20 protein-coding genes are annotated in these 19156 nt (G+C 67.8%); 11 read left to right on the forward strand and 9 right to left on the reverse strand.

The genetic code is table 11. The features are described 5' to 3' along the window. Positions 1 to 72 precede the first annotated feature (72 nt). Both G6N43_RS03485 and G6N43_RS03490 read right to left on the reverse strand, forming a co-directional pair. A complete protein-coding gene (locus tag G6N43_RS03485) occupies positions 73 to 924 on the reverse strand; it encodes an LLM class F420-dependent oxidoreductase (protein WP_083157227.1) in 852 nt (283 codons plus the stop codon). A 51-nt stretch (positions 925 to 975) separates the two neighbouring features. Beyond that, positions 976 to 2472 carry a potassium/proton antiporter gene (locus G6N43_RS03490; protein WP_083157244.1) on the reverse strand — a complete coding sequence of 499 codons (1497 nt, stop codon included), beginning with the start codon at positions 2470 to 2472 and terminating at the stop codon, positions 976 to 978. A 186-nt stretch (positions 2473 to 2658) separates the two neighbouring features. Here G6N43_RS03490 and G6N43_RS03495 point away from each other — a divergent pair, with 186 nt between their 5' ends. The 10 genes from G6N43_RS03495 (at position 2659) to G6N43_RS03540 (ending at position 12426) form a co-directional block, all read left to right on the forward strand. After that, positions 2659 to 3336 (forward strand): potassium channel family protein, encoded by a 678-nt coding sequence (locus tag G6N43_RS03495; RefSeq protein ID WP_083157226.1) that lies wholly within the window; start codon positions 2659 to 2661, stop codon positions 3334 to 3336. A gap of 30 nt (positions 3337 to 3366) precedes the next feature. Then, positions 3367 to 3933 (forward strand): TIGR03086 family metal-binding protein, encoded by a 567-nt coding sequence (locus G6N43_RS03500; RefSeq protein WP_083157225.1) that lies wholly within the window; start codon positions 3367 to 3369, stop codon positions 3931 to 3933. A gap of 114 nt (positions 3934 to 4047) precedes the next feature. Beyond that, positions 4048 to 4386, forward strand: a complete 339-nt coding sequence (locus tag G6N43_RS03505) for an ArsR/SmtB family transcription factor (protein ID WP_083157224.1) — start codon at positions 4048 to 4050, stop codon at positions 4384 to 4386. Further along, positions 4383 to 4862, forward strand: a complete 480-nt coding sequence (locus G6N43_RS03510) for an NADH-quinone oxidoreductase subunit B family protein (RefSeq protein WP_083157223.1) — start codon at positions 4383 to 4385, stop codon at positions 4860 to 4862. The genes G6N43_RS03505 and G6N43_RS03510 overlap by 4 nt, the downstream gene beginning before the upstream one ends. A 62-nt stretch (positions 4863 to 4924) precedes the next feature. After that, complete coding sequence (locus G6N43_RS03515) at positions 4925 to 6829, forward strand: proton-conducting transporter transmembrane domain-containing protein (protein ID WP_110810552.1); 1905 nt, start codon at positions 4925 to 4927, stop codon at positions 6827 to 6829. Next, positions 6829 to 7785, forward strand: coding sequence for a respiratory chain complex I subunit 1 family protein (locus tag G6N43_RS03520; RefSeq protein ID WP_110810551.1), 957 nt, complete (start codon positions 6829 to 6831; stop codon positions 7783 to 7785). Before G6N43_RS03515 ends, G6N43_RS03520 begins: the two co-directional genes overlap by 1 nt. Beyond that, entirely contained in the window at positions 7782 to 8444 is a 663-nt protein-coding gene (locus tag G6N43_RS03525; RefSeq protein ID WP_083157220.1) for a hypothetical protein, read from the forward strand. The genes G6N43_RS03520 and G6N43_RS03525 overlap by 4 nt, the downstream gene beginning before the upstream one ends. Beyond that, positions 8444 to 9913 carry a proton-conducting transporter transmembrane domain-containing protein gene (locus G6N43_RS03530; RefSeq protein WP_083157219.1) on the forward strand — a complete coding sequence of 490 codons (1470 nt, stop codon included), beginning with the start codon at positions 8444 to 8446 and terminating at the stop codon, positions 9911 to 9913. The genes G6N43_RS03525 and G6N43_RS03530 overlap by 1 nt, the downstream gene beginning before the upstream one ends. Next, positions 9910 to 11382, forward strand: coding sequence for a hydrogenase large subunit (locus tag G6N43_RS03535; RefSeq protein WP_083157218.1), 1473 nt, complete (start codon positions 9910 to 9912; stop codon positions 11380 to 11382). Before G6N43_RS03530 ends, G6N43_RS03535 begins: the two co-directional genes overlap by 4 nt. Before the next feature lie 39 nt (positions 11383 to 11421). Beyond that, positions 11422 to 12426, forward strand: a complete 1005-nt coding sequence (locus tag G6N43_RS03540; protein ID WP_083157217.1) for a PHP domain-containing protein — start codon at positions 11422 to 11424, stop codon at positions 12424 to 12426. Here the strand turns inward: G6N43_RS03540 and dinB are convergent. After that, positions 12423 to 13631, reverse strand: coding sequence for a DNA polymerase IV (dinB, locus tag G6N43_RS03545; RefSeq protein ID WP_083157216.1), 1209 nt, complete (start codon positions 13629 to 13631; stop codon positions 12423 to 12425). The genes G6N43_RS03540 and dinB overlap by 4 nt on opposite strands. Before the next feature lie 20 nt (positions 13632 to 13651). After that, complete coding sequence (locus G6N43_RS03550; RefSeq protein ID WP_083157215.1) at positions 13652 to 14299, reverse strand: TetR/AcrR family transcriptional regulator; 648 nt, start codon at positions 14297 to 14299, stop codon at positions 13652 to 13654. A 79-nt stretch (positions 14300 to 14378) separates the two neighbouring features. On the opposite strand from G6N43_RS03550, the gene G6N43_RS03555 reads away from it, so the two are divergent. Continuing rightward, a complete protein-coding gene (locus G6N43_RS03555) occupies positions 14379 to 15875 on the forward strand; it encodes a flavin-containing monooxygenase (protein ID WP_083157214.1) in 1497 nt (498 codons plus the stop codon). 14 nt (positions 15876 to 15889) lie between these two features. Here G6N43_RS03555 and rraA read toward each other — a convergent pair whose 3' ends face one another. The 5 genes from rraA to G6N43_RS03580 form a co-directional block, all read right to left on the reverse strand. Continuing rightward, entirely contained in the window at positions 15890 to 16369 is a 480-nt protein-coding gene (gene rraA, locus G6N43_RS03560; protein ID WP_083157213.1) for a ribonuclease E activity regulator RraA, read from the reverse strand. A gap of 125 nt (positions 16370 to 16494) precedes the next feature. Further along, a complete protein-coding gene (locus tag G6N43_RS03565; protein ID WP_083157212.1) occupies positions 16495 to 16953 on the reverse strand; it encodes a hypothetical protein in 459 nt (152 codons plus the stop codon). Positions 16954 to 17038: 85 nt separating this feature from the next. Then, positions 17039 to 17980, reverse strand: coding sequence for a CopD family protein (locus G6N43_RS03570; RefSeq protein ID WP_083157211.1), 942 nt, complete (start codon positions 17978 to 17980; stop codon positions 17039 to 17041). After that, on the reverse strand, positions 17956 to 18495 hold the full coding sequence (locus tag G6N43_RS03575; RefSeq protein ID WP_083157210.1) for a copper resistance CopC family protein: 540 nt from the start codon (positions 18493 to 18495) through the stop codon (positions 17956 to 17958). The genes G6N43_RS03570 and G6N43_RS03575 overlap by 25 nt, the downstream gene beginning before the upstream one ends. Further along, a complete protein-coding gene (locus tag G6N43_RS03580) occupies positions 18492 to 19151 on the reverse strand; it encodes a YcnI family copper-binding membrane protein (protein WP_083157209.1) in 660 nt (219 codons plus the stop codon). Before G6N43_RS03580 ends, G6N43_RS03575 begins: the two co-directional genes overlap by 4 nt. Positions 19152 to 19156 lie beyond the last annotated feature (5 nt).

Consider the following 19156-nt stretch of genomic DNA (forward strand, 5'->3'; position numbering starts at 1 on the left):
TCGGCGACGCCGTTGACGGGCGTTTGATCCCTGCTTTGCCAAATCGTTATATTTTTGTGACCGTCAACGGCGCTAGTCGTCGAGCAGTCCGGACGCCCTGATCTCGTTTGCGAGGGGCTCGAGAACGGCCGGGTCGTGTGGCTGCGGCAAATAGATGATGGCCAAGTCCAGACCCTCCTTGCCCAGCGCCGCGGCCTCCTCGACGACCTTGCCGTAGTTGCGCTCGTCGTCCAGCCGGACGTGGGCCGACAGCGTGATCTCCGCGGGATCGCGGCCGATGTCCGCACAGTGCCCGGCGAGCACGTCGCGCTTGCGGGCGAACTCCTCCGGCGGTCCGCCGACGAAGTTCCAGTGCTGGGCGTAACGCGCGGTGATCTTCAGCGTGCGCTTCTCGCCACTGCCGCCGATGCAGATGGGCGGGTGCGGCTGCTGCGGGCCCTTCGGCTCGTTGCGAGCGTCCTTGAGCTGATAGAACTTTCCGTCGAACGTCGTCGAATCCTTCGACAGCAGGCTCGTCAACACCTCACACGCCTCCTCGAACCGATCGAAGCGTTCCTTGATCGACCCGAGTTCGATGCCGTAGGCGCCGGACTCCTCCTCGTTCCAGCCGGCGCCGATCCCGAGTTCCAGCCGACCGCCGGAGACGATGTCCAGTGCGGAGGCCATATTGGCGAGCACGGCGGGGTGGCGGTAGTGGATGCCGGTGACGAGCACCCCCACCCGCAACCGCTCCGTCGCCTGGGCGAGCGCGGTGAGCGTGATCCAGCCCTCCAGACATGGGCCGGTGGAGTCCGAGAAGATCGGATAGAAGTGGTCGAAAGTCCAGCCGGACTCGAAGACCTCGATGTCGTCGGCGGCACGCCAGACGGCCAGCATGTCGGCCCAGGTGGTGTTCTGCGGGGAAGTCTTGAAGGCGAATCTCACTACACCGAGGCTAGTCCCGCGTCGCTGGGGACGTGCTGTGAGCGCCGGGCGCTAATCCGCTTCCCCGTATTCGTCGAACCAGTGCGCCAGCCTGCCGCGCCGGCTCACCGCGCGTAGGCGGCGTTCGGCGGCCGCCCTGGTCTTGGTCGTGGTGACGATCAACAGTTCGTCGCCCACCGCGATGCGGGTGTCGGGCTGCGGGACGAAGGTGTGGCCGTCGCGGATGATCAGCGTGATCACGCTGGGATCGGGCAGTCGCAGCTCGAGGACCGTGACGTTGTGCAGACGGGAATGCTCCTGCACCGTCATGGTCAACAGCTCGGCCTCCAGCACATCCAGCGGCGCCGACTCCACCTGAATCTCCCGCGTCGCATCCTTCGGTATCAATCCCAACCGGTGTGCGAGCGGGCGCAGGGACGGCCCCTGCACCAAGGTGTAAACGACGACCAGAATGAACACGATGTTCAGCAGCCGGACACTGCCCTGGACACCGCCGACTATCGGGAACGTCGCCAACACGATCGGGACCGCGCCGCGCAGACCGGCCCAGGATATGAAGGCCTGCTCGCGCCATGGCACCTTGAATCCGAGGAGCGCGATCACCACCGACAGCGGTCGGGCGATCAGAAGCAGCACCAGACCGATCACGATGCCAGGCACCAGCTCGGCGCCCAGATCGCTGGGATCGACGAGCAGGCCGAGGATGACGAACAGGCCGATCTGGGCGAGCCAGCCGAGACCCTCGGCGAACGAGCGGGTGGCCGACCGGTGCGGAAGGCCGGAGTTGGCGAGCACGACGGCCGAGAGATACGCGGCGAGGAAGCCGCTGGCGTGGGCGCTGCCGCCCGCGGCAAAGGCAACCATGCCCAGCCCGAAGGTCGCGAGCGGGTAGAGGCCGGAAGCCGGAAGTGCAATGCGGCGCAACGCAATTGAGCCCAGGAATCCGCACGCCAAACCGATTGCGGCGCCTGCGATCAACTCGTAAGCCAGCTCGGCGAGCGCATGTCCGAACGACAGTTCCAGCGGTACGACGCTGAACATCAGCACGAGGATGACCGCAGGGGCGTCGTTGAACCCTGACTCCGCCTCGAGCAGCCCGGCGACCCGGCGCGGCAGGGGCACCACGCGCAGCACAGAGAAGACGGCGGCGGCGTCGGTCACCGACACCACAGCGCCCAGCAGCAGCGCGAGCTGCCAGTCCATGCCGAGCAGCAGGTGCGCGCCCGCGGCGGTGACCGCCACGCACACCCCGACGCCGACGGTGGCCAGCGATGCGGCGGGCGCCAGCACCTTACGGATGTCGGAGAACCGTGTCGTCAGACCGCCCTCGATCAGGATGACCGCCAGCGCCACCGTGCCCAGGTGATCGGCAAGCAGATAGTCGTCGAACTGCAGCCCCAGCCCGTCCTCGCCGACGATGACGCCGACACCGAGGAACAGCAACAGGCTGGGCAGCCCCACCCGGCTGCCCAGTCGGGTGACGGCGATGCTTGCCAGCAACACCAGCCCACCAGCCAGCAGCACCAGGTAAAGCTGCTGCAAAGACATTGCATCCTCGTCGGGGGATCGGGGCGGGTGGTGCGGCGTGCAGTAAACACCTACCACGGCGGCGGCGTACGGGAGCGACGAGCGGTCGCCGAGCGGTGCACGCCCGCGGGGTGCCACTATGAACGCGTGTTCCGACTGTTGCGGCGACGCACCGAGGAGTCGGGCCATGTCGACGAGCGGCAGAAGATGCGCGTCGGCATCGCCGGCGCCGGTGCGATCGGCAGGTCCGTTGCCCAGGAACTGGTGGGCTATGGCCACAAGGTGCTGTTGATCGAGCACAGCGTCCGCCATTACGAACCGCACACCGTGCCCGAAGCGGACTGGTTGTTGGCCGACGCGTGTGAGCTGGCTTCGCTCGAAGAGTCGGGACTGCAGACCTGCGATGTGGTGATCGCCGCGACCGGCGACGACAAGGCGAACCTGACCGCGTCGTTGTTGGCCAAGACGGAGTTCGGCGTGGGTCGGGTGGTGGCGCGCGTCAACGACATGCGGAACGCCTGGCTGTTCACCGAGGCGTGGGGCGTCGACGTCGCCGTCTCGGCGCCCGCCGCGCTGGTTGCGGCGATCGAGGGCGCGATCGACATCGGCCACGTCGTGCGGTTGATGGAACTGCGCCAGGGCCAGGTGAGCCTGGCGAAACTGACGCTGCCCGAAGGGGATCCGCTGGTGGGTCGGCGGATGCGGGAGCTGCCGTTGCCGAGGAACACCGCGCTGGCGGTCGTGATCCGGGAGAGCGGGATCGTGTTCCCGTCGCCGGACGACGCGCTCGAGGCCGGTGACGAGATGCTGTTCTTCGTCGGAGGCGCGAAGAACCAGGTGTCCGCTCTGGTCGAGGGCGCGACCGAAATCCTCGGCGAACGATGAATTTCGGCGGCCGCGCCGGTCAGTACGGACATGATCGATATGACTTCAGCCTGCCAACGCACAGCCCAGGTGTTGGCCAACGTGACCGACGATCAGCTGACCGCGCCCACCCCCTGCGAAAAGCTGCCCGTCGATGACCTGGTGGCGCACGTCGGTGGCCTCGCGCTGGCGTTCACCGCGGCGGCACGCAAGGACTTCGGCCCGCTGACCGACACCCCGCCGACCTTCGACGACAAGCTCGACGACGACTGGCGCACGGCCTACCCGAAGCGTCTGGCGGAGCTGGCGGCGGCGTTCGGCGATCCGGCGGCCTGGCAGGGTATGAGCCGGGCAGGCGGTGTCGACTTCCCCGGCGAGGTGGCCGGCATGGTGGCGCTGACGGAGGTGGTGGTGCACGGCTGGGATCTGGCCCGAGCCACCGGCCAGCTCTACGACATCGACGCGGCCACCGCCAAGGCGGTGCTACCGCACGTCGAGCAGATCGCCGCCGAGGAGCCGGTGGAAGGGCTGTTCGAGCGGGCGGTGCCGGTTGCCGACGACGCTCCCGTGCTGGACCGGATCGTGGCGATGACCGGCCGGAACCCGTCGTGGCCATGAGTTAGCCGACCCTCAGCCGGTTGAAGCCCTTGGCCGATGGCTCTATTCGATCTACTATCTGATAAATTCTTCAACTTGTAGATCGAAAGAAACAACAAACCTTCAGGAGAGCCCGTGGAGCCGCAGCCGCTGTACAAGCTCAAGGGCGACTTCTTCAAGACTCTCGGCCACCCGGCCCGCGTCAGGATCCTGGAACTGCTGGCCGAGGGGGACCGATCCGTCGGTGAACTGCAGCCCGAGGTCGGCCTCGAATCGTCGAACCTGTCCCAGCAGCTGGGTGTGCTCCGCCGGGCCGGGGTGGTGACCACGCGCAAGGACGGGAACACCGTCATCTATTCGATCGCCTCACCTGACATCGCCGAGCTGCTCACGGTGGCGCGCAAGGTGCTGACAACCGTGCTCAGTGATCGGGTTGCCGTGCTGGCCGACCTTCGCGGCGATGGTGAGCAATGAGCTGGATTCGCAAGATCTTTCGGGTCGGCCGTGTGGTCGAACCGAAAGGGCCCAAGCCTGAGACGGTGGCCAAACCGCCCGCAGGCGTGCGTGGTTCGCTGCAGATTCGCCATATCGACGCTGGGTCCTGCAACGGGTGCGAAGTCGAGATCGGCGCTGCGTTCGGTCCGGTGTACGACGCCGAGCAGTACGGGGCGCGACTGGTCGCCTCTCCGCGGCATGCGGACGCGCTGCTGGTCACCGGAGTCGTCACGCACAACATGGCCGATCCGCTGCGCAACACCGTCGCGGCCACCCCGCAGCCGAGGATTGTGATCGCCTGCGGCGACTGCGCGCTGAACCGCGGCGTGTTCGCCGACGCCTACGGTGTGGCGGGCGCGGTCGGCGACGTGGTGCCGGTCGATGTCGAGATACCGGGCTGCCCGCCCTCGCCGGATCAGATCGTCAACGCGCTGCGGTCGGTGACCGGTAAGTGACCGCCACCCTTGCCGCCCCGTCGGGGGCTGAGCAAAAGCACTTGTCCCGCAACCTTTTCAGCGTGGTTGTCGGCTTGTGCACCGCCGGTATCGGCGCCGCGGGGGTGTGGCTGGGCCTGGTCGGCGTCTTCGGCGAGGCGCGGTCCGTGCACATCGGATGGTTGTTGCCCCTGTCCGGAGTGCAGTTGGACCTGGACGCGCTCGGCGGGTTCTTCATGGCGCTTATCGGGGCGGTCGCGGTGCCGGTCGGCGTCTACGCCGTCGGCTATGCCCACCATCTGAGTCGAACGGCCGCGGCGGTCCTGCCACTGTTCGTGGCGGCGATGCTCCTGGTGCCCGCGGCCGGGTCGGTGTCGACGTTCCTGCTCGCGTGGGAACTGATGGCGATCGGCTCGCTGGTGCTGGTGCTGACCGAGCACACGCGCCCCGAGGTGCGATCCGCGGCGCTGGTGTACGCGGTGATGACCCAGCTCGGTTTCGTCGCCATTCTGATAGGGCTGATGGTGCTGTCCGCGGCGGGTGGAGCGAACCGTTTCGCCGACCTGACCGATGTGTCGGACGGTGCGCGCACCGCGGTCTTCCTGCTGACGCTCGTCGGGTTCGGTTCGAAGGCGGGCCTGGTGCCGCTGCACGCGTGGCTGCCGCGCGCGCACCCGGAGGCGCCCAGCCCGGTGTCGGCGCTGATGAGCGCCACGATGGTCGCTCTCGGCATCTACGGCATCGTGCGCATCGATCTGCAGCTGCTCGGTCCCGGGCCGCGTTGGTGGGGGCTGACGTTGCTCGCTGTCGGAGTCGTGTCCGCGATCTACGGCGTGTTGCAGGCGTCGGTGGCGACGGATCTCAAACGGCTGCTGGCCTATTCGACAACCGAGAACATGGGGCTGATCACCGTCGCGCTTGGTGGGGCGACACTGTTCGCGAGTTCCGGTGCGTCCGCGCCCGCGACCATCGCCGTGGCCGCAGCGGCGCTGCACGTCGTCGGCCATGCGGCGTTCAAGTGTCTCGGCTTCATGGCGGCGGGTTCGGTGCTGGCGGCCACCGGCACGCGCGACCTCGACCGGCTCGGTGGGCTGGCCCGGCGGATGCCTGCCACGACAACGTTGTTCGGCGTGGCCGCGCTCGGGGCGTCCGGGCTGCCGTTGGGCGCCGGCTTCGTCAGCGAGTGGCTGCTGGTCCAATCACTGGTCCACGCCGCCCCTGGACATGACACTGTGGTTGCCCTGACCGCTCCGCTGGCGGTCGGGGCGGTCGCCCTGACCACCGGCTTGGGAGTGGCGGCGATGGTCAAGGCCTTCGGGATCGGCTTCCTCGCCCGGCCGCGGTCCGAATCAGCCTCCGCAGCAAAAGAATCCCCGCGCACCATGGTGTCGGGTATGACGGCCGCCGCCGTCGTGTGCGTCCTGATCGGGGTGACACCGGCCGTGGTGGCACCCGCGCTGCGCCGAGTGCTCTCGACGTTGCCGGCCGCCGCGGTCGAATTCACCGACTTCGGTGCGGTGATTCGGCTGCCGGGTGTGACGGGCTCGATCGCACCGATCGTGATTGCCGCCGTGTTGGTGATCGCGGTGCTGGCGGCCGTGGTGCTGAGCCAATGGCGCTCGTGGAGTCGCCCGGCCGCCGAGGAGCTGCCGCTGTGGGCATGCGGCGCCGAGGATCTGACCGCCCGGATGCAGTACACCGCGACGTCATTCGCCGAGCCGCTGCAGCGGGTGTTCGACGATGTGCTGCGCCCGGATACCGACATCGAGGTCACGCCTTTCGCCGAGTCGCAGTACATGGTCGAAGCGGTGCGATACCGCAGTCGGGTGGTCGATGCCGTCGAGGAGCGGCTCTACATGCCGGTGATTCGGGCCGTGGGCGCCGCGGCGAATCTGCTGCGTCGGGCGCACACCGGCAGCGTGCACGTCTACCTCGCCTACGGTGCGCTCGGCGTGCTGGTCGTGTTGGTGGTGGCGCTATGGGCCTGATGTCCTACGTCGCGGGCGCAGCCCAGCTGGCCACGGTCACCCTCGGTGCACCACTGGTCATCGGGCTGATGAGGCAGGTCCGTGCGCGCTGGGAGGGGCGGGCAGGCGGCGGCGTGCTGCAACCCTGGCGCGACATCCGCAAACAGCTTGGGAAGCAACAGATCACCCCGCACGGCACGACTGTGGTGTTCTCCGCCGCACCGGCTGTGCTCGCGGGCACGACGCTGGTGATCGCCGCGCTCATTCCGGTGGTGGCGACGGGATCACCACTCGATTCCAGCGCCGACCTGTTCGTCGTCGTCGGCTTGCTGTTCCTCGGTACCGTCGCGCTCACCCTCGCCGGGATCGACACCGGCACGTCGTTCGGCGGAATGGGTGCCAGCCGCGAGATAACCATCGCCGCTCTGGTCGAGCCCACGATCCTGCTGGCGGTCTTCGCACTGTCGATTCCGGCCGGATCTGCGAATCTCGGTGCACTGGTGACCAACTCGATACAGCATCCCGCTCAGGTGGCATCCGTGACGGGCGTGCTGGCGTTCGTCGCCCTGGTCATCGTGATCATCGCCGAGACGGGACGGCTGCCCGTCGACAACCCGGCGACCCACCTCGAGCTGACGATGGTGCACGAGGCGATGATCCTTGAATACGCGGGGCCACGGCTCGCATTGGTAGAGTGGGCGTCCGCCATGCGCTTGACCGTATTGCTGGCGCTACTGGCGAACCTGTTCCTGCCGTGGGGGATTGCCGGTACCCAGCCGTCCGCCGCCGCGGTCGTCATCGGGGTAGCCGCCGTCGTCGCGAAGGTTGCTGTGCTAGCGGTTCTGCTGGCCAGCGCCGAGGTGTTCATCGCCAAGCTGCGCCTGTTCCGTGTGCCGGAGCTGTTGGCGGGCTCGTTCCTCCTCGCCCTGCTCGCGGTGACCGCGGCCAACTTCTTCACGGTTCAGGGGGCGCCATGAGTTACGCCAACTTCGTGATGCTCATCGACTTCGCCGCGGGCGGACTCGTTCTCGCGGCGATCCTCATCGTGTGGCGTCGCGACCTCCGCACCATCGTGAATCTGCTTGCATGGCAGGGCGTGACGCTGGCGGCCATTCCCATCGTGCGGGGGCTGCACGAAGGCCACACCGAACTGGTGGCTGTCGGCTGCGCGGTCCTGCTGCTGCGCGCCGTGGTGTTGCCGTGGCTGCTGAGGCGGGCGCTGGCCGCCGAGCAGGAGGCGCACCGGGAGGCGACGCCGCTGGTGAACACCGCCACCTCGCTGCTGATCACCGCAGTGCTGACCGTCGCGGCGTTCGCGATCACCCGTCCTCTGGTGGATCTCCAGCCGGACGCCGTCGTCAACGCGGTGCCCGCGGCGTTCGCGGTGATCCTGATCGCACTGTTCGTGATGGTGACGCGCCGTCATGCCGTCTCGCAGGCGGCAGGATTCCTCATGCTCGACAACGGAATCACCGCGGCGGCGTTTCTGCTCACCGCAGGCGTGCCGTTGATCGTCGAACTCGGGGCATCGCTTGACGTGTTGTTCGCGGTGCTGATCATCGGCGTCCTTACCGGACGGTTGCGTCGTGCATTCGGCGCAGCGGACCTCGATCACCTGCAGGAGCTGCGGGACTGATGACCAGCTGGATTGTCGCGCCCATACTTGCCCCCGCCGTTGCGGCGTTGGTGAATCTCCTTGTCGGATGGCGTCGTTGGACGGCCATGCTGTCGATGACGGCGGCCGCCACGGTCCTGCTCTCCGGCATCATGCTGGCCGCCCGCCTGGACCACACCGAGCACGTGGTGCTGAGTGGCCTGCTGCGCGCCGACGCGCTGTCGGTGACCATGCTGATCGTCATCGGCGTGGTGGCCACCCTCACCACATGGGCAGGCATCGGCTACATCGGTGCCGAGCTCACGCACGAGCACACCGACGCAGGCGGCGCCCGGCTCTACGGAGTGTTGACACCCGGGTTCATCTCGGCGATGGCATTAGCGGTGTGCGCCAACAACATCGGGGTCATCTGGGTCGCCATCGAAGCGACCACCGTCGTCACCGCCTTCCTGGTGGGACACCGTCGCACCCGCACCGCGCTCGAGGCCACGTGGAAGTACGTGATGATCTGCTCGGTCGGCATCGCCTTGGCCTTGCTGGGCACCGTGATCGTGTACTTCGCAGCACAGCACGCAGGGGCACCGGATGCGCACGCGCTGAATCTCGACGTGCTCACCGCTTACGCCGTGAGCCTCGATCCGGGGGTCACCCGGCTCGCCGGGGGCCTGCTGCTCATCGGTTACGGCGCCAAGGCCGGCCTCTTCCCGTTCCACACCTGGCTGGCCGACGCGCACAGCCAGGCTCCGGCCCCGGTGTCCGCGCTGATGAGCGGCGTGCTGCTGGCGGTGGCCTTCTCGGTGGTGCTGCGCATCAAGCCGATCGTCGACGCCGCCACCGGACCGTGGTTCATGCGCAACGGGCTGGTGATCGTGGGGCTGGCGACGCTGCTGATCGCGGCGTTGATGTTGAACGTCACCGGCGACGTGAAGCGCATGCTCGCGTACTCCTCGATGGAGAACATGGGGCTGATCGCGATCGCCGCCGCGGCCGGGACCTCGCTGGCGATCGCGGCCCTGCTGCTGCATGTGCTGGCGCACGGCGTCGGCAAGACGGTGCTGTTCCTGGCGGGCGGTCAGCTGCAGGTTGCGCACGACTCCACCGCGATCGACGACATCACAGGTGTCGTGCGGCGCTCACGCCTGGTCGGCGGTTCGTTCGCGATCGGGCTGATCGTGCTGCTCGGCCTGCCGCCGTTTGCGATGTTCGCCAGTGAACTGGCCATCGCCCGTTCGCTCGCCGACGCCGGCATGGCCTGGGTGCTGGCAGCGGCGATGCTGTTGGTGGCGGTCGCATTCACGGCGTTGGTGCGAAATTCGGGACGCATGCTGTTTGGCACCGCGGCCGCGGACGCACCTGCGATCGCCGTGCCCGCGTCCGTCGCGGCGGCTTTGGTGGTGGGCGCGACCGCGTCGCTGGCGCTCGGTGTCACGGCTGGCCCGCTCACCGGTCTGTTCACCTCTGCCGCGGATCTACTCGGAGGTCTTCGGTGAGCGAGTTTGTGCGGCACCGGATTTCTCGGGACTTGATCGAGGACAAGGCCGAAGAACTCTTCCGGTCCGGGTTTCGGCTGGCGTTGGTGGCCGCACACGACGACGGTGACGCGCTGCGGGTGGTGTATCTGTTCCTTGCCGCCGCACCCGACCGCCGTGTCGAGCTCGAATGCATTCTGCCGCCTGGCAATCCGGCTGTGCCCTCGCTGGCCTACATGTCGTTTCCAGCCGGTCGGTTCGAGCGGGAAATGGCGGACCTGTACGGCATTCGGCCCGCCGGTCATCCCCGGCCGCGTCGGCTGGTACGGCATGCGCATTGGCCGGAGGGCTGGCGTCCGATGCGCCGAGACGCCGGACCCGCACCGGGATTCGAGTCGGCGGGAAGCTTTCCGTTCGTCACAGTCGAGGGCACCGGCGTCTACGAGATCCCGGTGGGGCCCGTGCATGCCGGGCTGATCGAACCGGGGCACTTCCGCTTCTCCGTCGTCGGCGAGACCGTGCTGCGGCTCAAGGCACGGCTGTGGTTCGTGCACCGTGGACTGGAGAAGCTATTCGAGGGTCGGCCTGCAACCGGCGCGGTGGATCTCGCCGAACGCGTCAGCGGTGACACCTCGGCCGGCCACGCGCTGGCGCACAGCCTGGCCGTGGAGGACGCGCTGGGTATCGCACTGCCCCACGAGGTGCACCGGCTACGGGCGTTGGTCGTCGAACTCGAGCGGCTCTACAACCACGCCGCCGACCTCGGTGCGTTGGCCAACGACGTCGGCTTCTCACTCGCCAATTCGCATGCGCAGCGGATCCGGGAACGCCTGCTGCGACTGAACGCCGAGGTGACCGGTCACCGGCTGCTGCGGGGCGCGATCCATCCCGGCGGTGTTGAAGTGCGGGAGCTGCCCGATCCGGCCGATCTGCGCGACATCGCCGCGGACCTCGCCGAGGTGGCCGAGCTGACGTTGGACAACAGCGTCGTCTACGACCGGTTCGCGGGCACCTCCGTGCTCGCCGGCGACGACGCGCGCGCACTGGGCTGCCTCGGATATCCCGCCCGCGCCAGTGGGGTGCGTACCGACGCCAGGATCGAGCACCCGACGACCGCGCTGCCCGTCACGGAGGTCGGAGCCACCGACGGGGATGTGCTCGCCCGCTACACGGTCCGGCGCGACGAGTTCGCCGCATCCGTCGAGCTGGCCTGCGTGCTCGTGGAATCGCACAGCGGGCCAGTCGAATACCGGACACAGCGCGACCGCTTCCGACAGTCGAGCGGTATCGGCATCGTCGAGGGCTGGCGCGGCACCATCGTCCACCGCGTCGAGATAGACGGCGACGGGAACCTGACCCGAGCCAAGATCGTCGACCCGTCCTGGTTCAATTGGCCTGCGCTGCCGGTCGCGATGTCTGACACGATCGTCCCGGACTTCCCCTTGACCAACAAGAGCTTCAACCTGTCCTACGCCGGCAACGACCTGTAGCCCTGTATAGCGCGTGCGCCTACGGGGCACACTGGACCCATGGACCCGGTGACCGCCCTGCGTCAGATCGCCTATTACAAGGACCGGGCGCGCGAGGATCCTCGCCGCGTGATGGCCTACCGCAACGCCGCCGACATCGTCGAGGCGCTGTCGGATGCCGAGCGCGAACGTCATGGCGCGGCGAACAGCTGGCAGTCGTTGTCCGGGATCGGACCCAAGACCGCGAAGGTCATCGCACAGGCGTGGGCGGGTCGGGAACCCGATGTGCTCGTCGAATTGCGGTCGAATGCAGCCGATCTCGGTGGGGGTGACATCCGCAGTGCCCTGCGCGGTGATTTACACGTGCACTCGAACTGGTCCGACGGGTCAGCACCGATCGAGGAGATGATGCTGGCGGCCAGGGATTTGGGCCACGAGTACTGTGCGCTGACCGATCATTCGCCGCGGCTGCGGATTGCCAATGGGCTCTCACCCGAGCGGCTACGTCATCAGCTCGACGTGATCGATGAGATCCGCGAGGTCGTCGCGCCGATGCGCATCCTCACCGGCATCGAGGTCGACATCCTCGAGGACGGTTCCCTCGACCAGGACGACGACCTGCTGGAGCGGCTCGACGTCGTGGTGGCCAGCGTGCATTCGAAGTTGGCCATGGACGAGGCGTCGATGACCCGTCGCATGCTCAAGGCCGTCGCCAATCCGCACACCGATGTGCTCGGCCACTGCACCGGGCGTCTGGTCACCGGAGGACGCGGCATGCGTCCGGAGTCGAAATTCGATGCGGAGAAGGTGTTTACGGCCTGCCTCGAGAACGGCACCGCCGTTGAGATCAACTCGCGGCCCGAACGGCGCGACCCGCCGACGCGCCTGCTGAACCTCGCGCTTGAGATCGGTTGCCTGTTCTCGATCGACACCGACTCCCACGCCCCCGGCCAACTCGAGTTCCTCGGCTACGGCGCCCAGCGCGCGCTCGACGCCGGGGTGCCCGCCGAACGCATCGTGAACACGTGGTCGGCCGACAAGCTCCTGGACTGGGCGACCAGCTAGTCGGGGAGGTGCGGCATCTCCAGGCCCGGATCGCGGCCGAGGAGCACACCGCGCGTGACGGCGGCGTTGCCGTACCGCATGCGCACCTGATCGACGGCGGCATCCAGGGCGACCCGGTCCGCCTTCGCTTCGAACGGCAGCTCCAACTGCTGCGTGCCCTCGCGGTCGATGTTGGACACCGCGAAACCGACGAGCGTGAGGCCACGCTCGGCGATCAGCGGCGCGGCGCCGGCCACCAGCGCGCGGGCGGTGTCGAGGATCATGTCGGTCGACGCCGTCGCCCGACACATGGTGTGCGATCTCGTCACGCGGCTGAAGTCGTCGAATCGCAGGCGCAGCACCACAGTTCGACCGGTGCGACCCGCCTTGCGCATGCGGCGGGTGATCCGGTCGACGAGGTTGATCACCACCGCGTCGATCTCCGCCGCGGACATCGTGTTGCCGCGTCTGCCGAGGGCCCGCTGCGCTCCGACCGAACGACGGCGCACCCCCGTCACCACTCGGCGCCGGTCGATGTTGCGTGACAGCGCGTACAACCGATAGCCCATCGCGCCGCCGACAAGTGAGGCCAGTGTCGACTCGGACAACTCGGCGACGTCGGCCACCGTCTCGATGCCGTGCGCATGCAGTTTCTCGGCTGTCTTGACCCCGACACCCCACAGTCGTCGCACCGGCAGCGGATGCAGGAAGGCGAGTTCACGATCGGGCGGCACCAGTAGCAGTCCGTCGGGTTTGGCCTCCTGGCTCGCCACCTTCGCCAGGAACTTGGTGCGGGCGATGCCGACGGTGATCGGTAGGCCGACCCGCTCGCGGACCGCCGACCGCAGCTGGGTGGCGATCTCCACGGGGGTGCCCGAGACCCGAGCCAGCCCGGAGACGTCGAGGAAGGCCTCGTCCACGCTGAGCGGTTCGACGATGGGCGAGGTGTCGTCGAAGACCGCGAAGACGGCGCGGCTGGCCTCGGAGTACGCCGACATCCGCGGAGGCACGACGATGGCGTGCGGGCAGAGCGCGCGGGCCTGGCGGCCGCCCATCGCGGTGCGCACGCCGTAGGCCTTGGCCTCATAGCTGGCGGCGAGCACGACGCCGCCGCCGACGATCACCGGCCTGCCGCGCAGCGCGGGGTCATCCCGCTGCTCGACCGATGCGTAGAACGAGTCGAGATCAGCGTGCAGGATGCACGCGTCGGAGCGTGACACGAACATATGTTCGCATCGGAGTACGACTAGTGGCGAGTCGTCCCGTAGATGCTGGTGACCCAGATGTGGGCGAGGGTGTCGACGAGTTGCTCGGTGGCAACCGAAGGCTGCTCGGCGGCGAACGCCGCGAACATGGTGCGCTCGTTCATCAGGTTCAACGACGTGGCGAGGTCCTTCGCGGCGATCGTCTCCGGCGCCGCGCCTCGGGCCCGTTCGGCCTCGATGGACTCCGTGGTGTGGTCGATCCACTTCTGCATGAACCGCGACCACAGCGCGCGCATCTGCTCGTTCGTCGGTCGTGCCGCAGCCCCCGCCAGGGTGACTGCTCGATGCGAGCCGAACGTCCGGAACAGGGCGTTGATGGCCTGCCACACTCCGGCGGGGTCGACTGAGGGGTCCATACCGCCCATCGCCTCATCGGCGTTTCGGTCAGCCTCGTCGATGATGCGGCTCATCAGCGTCAACAGCACCGCGTCCTTCGACGGGAAGTAGAAGTAAAACGTCGGCCGGGACAGGCCAGCGCCCTTGGCCAGGTCGTCCACCGATATCTCCGCCAGCGGTCGATCCTCGAGCAGGCGCTCCAGGGTCGCGAGTATCGCCTGCTCGCGGTCGTCCCCCGAGGGTCGGGTGGAGCGTCGACCGTGGGTCGCGCGGGCCTGGCTGGCGGTGGTCACGCCTGCCGACTTTACACCCTGTCGAGGTTCTCGACACACTGTTGACTATCTCGACACACCGTTGGTACGCTCCGGGACCATGAGCGAACACCTTGATGTCGTCATCGTCGGCGCCGGCATTTCCGGCATCAGCGCCGCCTGGCACCTGCAGGACCGCAGCCCGAACAAGAGCTACGCGATCCTGGAGCGCCGGGAGAATCTCGGCGGCACCTGGGACCTGTTCAAGTACCCGGGCATCCGCTCGGACTCCGACATGTTCACCCTCGGGTTCCGGTTCAAGCCGTGGACGTCGGAGAAGGCCATCGCCGACGGGCCGTCGATCATGGCGTACCTCAAGGAGACGGTCGCGGAGTTCGGCATCGACAAGCACATCCGCTACAACCATCGGGTGCTCGCCGCGGACTGGTCCGACGAGGACAACCGCTGGACTTTGCGCGTCGATCGCGACGGCGAGGAAGTCGAGATCACGACGTCGTTCCTGTTCGCCGCCAGTGGCTACTACAACTACGACCAGGGCTACTCACCGGAGTTCGCTGGGTCCGACGACTTCGAGGGCACGATCATCCATCCCCAGCACTGGCCGGAGGATCTGGACTACACCGGCAAGAAGATCGTCGTGATCGGCAGCGGCGCCACCGCGGTGACACTGATTCCCGCCCTTGCGAATTCGGGTGCCGCCCACGTCACGATGCTGCAGCGTTCGCCGACCTACATCGGCGCGCTGCCCGACGTGGACCCCTTCACGGTGCGGACGAACAAGGCGCTGCCGGAGAAGCCGGCCTACGTCCTCAACCGGTGGAAGAGCATCGTGATGCAGTTTCTGCAGTACCGGATCTCCCGGCAGTTCCCGAAGTTCATGCGCAAGACGTTGATGACGATGGCGCAGCGACGCCTGCCCGAGGGCTACGACGTCGAAAAGCACTTCGGCCCGAGGTACAACCCGTGGGACGAGCGGTTGTGCCTCGCCCCCAACGGCGATCTGTTCAAGACCATCCGCCAGGGCAAGGCCGACGTCGTCACCGACACCATCGAGCGGTTTACCAAGACCGGCATCAAGCTGGCCTCCGGTGAGGAGCTGACGGCCGACATCATCGTCACCGCAACGGGTTTGAACCTGCAGCTGTTCGGTGGTGCCGAGCTCTCCCGCAACGGGGAGCCGATCACGCTGAACGACACGATGGCCTACAAGGGCATGATGCTGACGCACATCCCGAACATGGCGTTCACCATCGGCTACACCAACGCGTCGTGGACGCTGAAGGCCGACCTGGTATCCGAGTTCGTCTGCAGGGTCCTGAACTACATGGACGCCAAGGGTTTCGACAAGGTCGAGCCGCAGCACCCCGGTAACAAGGTCGACGAACGTCCACTGATGGACTTCACGCCCGGTTACGTGTTGCGTGCGCTGGACTACCTGCCCAAGGCCGGAGACGTGACGCCGTGGCGGCTCAAGCAGAACTACCTGCTGGACCTGCGCCTGATTCGGCGGGGCAAGGTCGACGACGAGGCGCTGGCCTTCAGCAAGCACCGCACCCCCAGCGATTTGTGTGCGCTCGAGAGCGCTCAGCGCTCCTAAACGCACACAAATCGCTACGGTTCGACCACGACGATGCCGTCGTCGTCGCTGTAGGCCACGTGGCCGGGAACGAACACCACGCCGCCGAACTCGACGGCCGTATCTCGCACGCCGGCACCGGTTTTCGTGCTCTTACGCGGATTGGTGCCCAGCGCCTTGATGCCGATGTCGAGCGTGCGCAGCGTCGACGAGTCCCGTACCGCACCGTTGATGATGAGGCCGGCCCATCCGTTGTCGACGCCGAGGCCGGCGATGACGTCGCCGACGAGCGCCGAGTGCACCGAGCCGTCGCCGTCGATGACCAGCACCCCGCCGTCACTCGGTTCGGACAGTACGGATTTCAGCAGCGCGTTGTCCTCGAAGCACTGCACCGTCGTGATGGGCCCGGCGAACTGTGAGCGTCCGCCGAACTGGCGCAGTTGCAGATCGCAACTGCGGACGTCGGGTCCGATCTCGTCGACGAGGTCGGCGGTGGGGCGGGGTTCGATACTCACCGCTCGATGCTAGCCAGCGGATTTTCTGACGTTGATGTCGTGGACGAATTGGGCCAACCCGGACTCGGCATCGTCGTACGCCACTATCGACCCTGACGTCGCGTGAGGGTCAAGCCCGTTTCGGGTCAGCTTTCGCTGGAGCTGCGACGGATCAGGAGCACCACGATGATCGCCAGCACACCCGCCGCGATGGCCGCGGCGATCGGCAGCCGCGACGGCTCGGGTCCGACCAATGGCACCGGCGCGGGACCCGACACGGGATTGCTTGCGGTCGCGACCGTCGCCTTCGCCTTGGCTGCGGCTTCCTTGGCCGCTGCGGTGAGGTCGCCGTTGGTTTCGGCCAGCTTCTTCGCTGGTGCTTTCTTGGCGGGAGCCTTCTTGGCCGGGGCCTTCTTCGCCGCCTTCTTCGCCGGTGCTTTCTTGGCAGCCTTCGCAGGCGCCTTCTTGGCAGTTGCCTTCTTCGCGGGGGCCTTCTTCGCCGGCGGCGGGGCGGCCGGCGGCTCAGCAGGGGCCGCGGGCGGCGGGGGTCCAGGTGGCGGCGTGGACTGCGCCCCTTCGTCGGGGCGGTCCTGCTGGTCTGCCATCTGCTGCTCCTTTGCAGTTCTCGCGTGTCCGGCCTGAGCGTCGGTAACCGGCAGTGGCCCCCATCATGCCAGGTCGAATATGGCGCTAACCGGTGGCGGCCAGTGCGGCCGCCAGCACCAGCGCAACGGCCATCACCGCCAATTCGACCAGCGATCGCGATCGCGATACGACGGCGGTGCTGCGGTGGGCCCGCGCGGCGGGCAGCCAGATCGTGCGGTTTCGCCAGCCCATCAGCACCAGGACAGCTGCGACGGCGATCTTCGCCGACAGCAGCCTGCCGTAGCCGGTGGCGTACAACTCGTCGGGTGATCCGAGCCGCTCGACGGCTCCCACAATGCCGCCCAGCAGCAGCGCCAGCACACAGAACAAGGACAGCTGGGAAAACCGCGGCAACACCCGGGCCCACTGACCGCGATGCTCGACGGTGAGCACCAGGCCCGCCAGCGTGCCGCACCACAGCGCCGCGGCCAGGATGTGGACGGCCACCGCAAGACCACCGAGCGCACTGTCATAGAAGTGACCGGTGACCAGCCTGGCCGTCACGCCCACGGCGGCGAGGCCTGCCGCCACGAGATTGAGCGGCGGCGTCCTGGGCGCCACGAGCGTGACCAGACAGAGCGCCGCCGCCACCACCACGCCGAGAGTGCCCGCGCGGCCCCCCGCCGTATCGAGTGCGAAGTCGAGCGTCGTCGGTACACCCAGCCGCCAGACCGGGATGGCCGCAGCCTGCGCGGCCATCCCGATCAACCGGCCCAACTCGGCCACCAGCCATAGCGCACTGGCTGCGGTCAACGGCGCGGTGGCGCGGCCGATGAGCTGGCCGCGGTACCGCTCGTCGTCGAGCATCGGCACCACGGCGAGCCCGAGGCAGACCACCGCCGCGCAGGCGGCGACCGCGCGGACCAGCGTCACCGGCAGCGAGCCCTGCGGGTACGCGAGCGCCCACGCGACGCCGGACGCTGCTGCCACCACCAGGGCCGCGCCGACCAGCGTTCGCCGATTCACGTCCGGCGCCGCACCGCCCACACAGCACCGACCGCGATGATCAACGTGGCGCCGACGTAGATGGGCCACACCGGAATGCCGTTGTTCTCCTTGGCATTTCCCGACGCGTTCGCCGGCGTACTTGTCGGCGCGTCCGCGGCCGGTGCCTCCGACGCGCCGGGCCCCGGCACCGTCAGCTCGAACGACCACGAGCCCGAGACGACATGGCCGTCGGCCGACGTGGCCCGATAGTTCACCGTGTAGGTGCCCGCCGGGCCCAGCGGACGCAACCCGACGCTGACGACGGCGCCGTCTACTTTCACCTCGCCGGTGGACCACAGATTGCCGTCGGGGCCGACGACCGTCATCGCGGCGAACTGCGGGTTCATCGCCTCGTTGAACATCGCGCCGACCTTCGGCGGAGCCTCGGTCAGCGAGGCATTCTCCACCGGGTCGGTCGCGACACGGGCGGCGTGCGCCGCGGCGACACCTGCGTTGCCGAGGGTTCCGGACACCAGCGCCAACGCCAGAACCATCACAGCGACAAGGTGTTTCATGATCGTCTCCTGACCAGCACTGTCCCGGCCACCGCGATCGCGGCGACCGCCAATGCGCCGCCCGCGAGCCACCGAGCCGAGTTGTCCGTGGCCGCCGATTGCGCGATCGCGACGGGGTGGTCGTCGGCCGTTGCGGCCTGAGTATCCCCCAGCGCGAGCGTCGGGACGGGGTATTCGGGCTCGCTGCCGTCAGCCAGCGGCGGCTGATCCCAGCGCACCACGGTGCCGTCGGAGTATGTCTGCGTGGTGGGGAAGCTGACGGCGTCGCCCTCGGGCAGTTTGACCGAGATCCGGAACAGCGCAAATTGATCCGACGAGATGCCTGTGCCAGGGGCCGCGGTCCAGGTGACGGCCGAGACGGTACCGGCATCAGGTGCACGGTCCAGGTGGGCGGTCCAACCCGGCATGACCTCGGTCCGCGCGGACGCGACATCCGGCAGGTCGACCTTCAATTGCGTTGTCAACGCACCGGTTTCAGATTCGCCCGGCACCCGGAACGTGACGACGGCGGTCCTTCCCGGCGCGGCGTTGTCGGAATCGGCGTGAACATGGGCGGATGCGGACGCGGTACCGGTCAGCAGTCCTACGGAGACCATCGCAGAGGTCACGACGACGGGGATCAGGGCGCGCGAGGCTACCCCAGCAGTGGGTTTCATTCGTT

The organism is Mycolicibacterium moriokaense (assembly GCF_010726085.1).
In the GTDB taxonomy this organism is placed as follows: domain Bacteria; phylum Actinomycetota; class Actinomycetes; order Mycobacteriales; family Mycobacteriaceae; genus Mycobacterium; species Mycobacterium moriokaense.

What these genes read in the sequence shown, in the direction of transcription:
- G6N43_RS03490 (WP_083157244.1), bottom strand. Translation starts at nt 2,472, where the DNA reads ATGTCTTTGCAGCAGCTTTACCTGGTGCTGCTGGCTGGTGGGCTGGTG.
- G6N43_RS03495 (WP_083157226.1), top strand. Translation starts at nt 2,659, where the DNA reads ATGCGCGTCGGCATCGCCGGCGCCGGTGCGATCGGCAGGTCCGTTGCC.
- G6N43_RS03500 (WP_083157225.1), top strand. Translation starts at nt 3,367, where the DNA reads ATGATCGATATGACTTCAGCCTGCCAACGCACAGCCCAGGTGTTGGCC.
- G6N43_RS03510 (WP_083157223.1), top strand. Translation starts at nt 4,383, where the DNA reads ATGAGCTGGATTCGCAAGATCTTTCGGGTCGGCCGTGTGGTCGAACCG.
- G6N43_RS03520 (WP_110810551.1), top strand. Translation starts at nt 6,829, where the DNA reads ATGTCCTACGTCGCGGGCGCAGCCCAGCTGGCCACGGTCACCCTCGGT.
- G6N43_RS03525 (WP_083157220.1), top strand. Translation starts at nt 7,782, where the DNA reads ATGAGTTACGCCAACTTCGTGATGCTCATCGACTTCGCCGCGGGCGGA.
- G6N43_RS03530 (WP_083157219.1), top strand. Translation starts at nt 8,444, where the DNA reads ATGACCAGCTGGATTGTCGCGCCCATACTTGCCCCCGCCGTTGCGGCG.
- G6N43_RS03540 (WP_083157217.1), top strand. Translation starts at nt 11,422, where the DNA reads ATGGACCCGGTGACCGCCCTGCGTCAGATCGCCTATTACAAGGACCGG.
- dinB (WP_083157216.1), bottom strand. Translation starts at nt 13,631, where the DNA reads ATGTTCGTGTCACGCTCCGACGCGTGCATCCTGCACGCTGATCTCGAC.
- G6N43_RS03555 (WP_083157214.1), top strand. Translation starts at nt 14,379, where the DNA reads ATGAGCGAACACCTTGATGTCGTCATCGTCGGCGCCGGCATTTCCGGC.
- G6N43_RS03565 (WP_083157212.1), bottom strand. Translation starts at nt 16,953, where the DNA reads ATGGCAGACCAGCAGGACCGCCCCGACGAAGGGGCGCAGTCCACGCCG.
- G6N43_RS03575 (WP_083157210.1), bottom strand. Translation starts at nt 18,495, where the DNA reads ATGAAACACCTTGTCGCTGTGATGGTTCTGGCGTTGGCGCTGGTGTCC.
- G6N43_RS03580 (WP_083157209.1), bottom strand. Translation starts at nt 19,151, where the DNA reads ATGAAACCCACTGCTGGGGTAGCCTCGCGCGCCCTGATCCCCGTCGTC.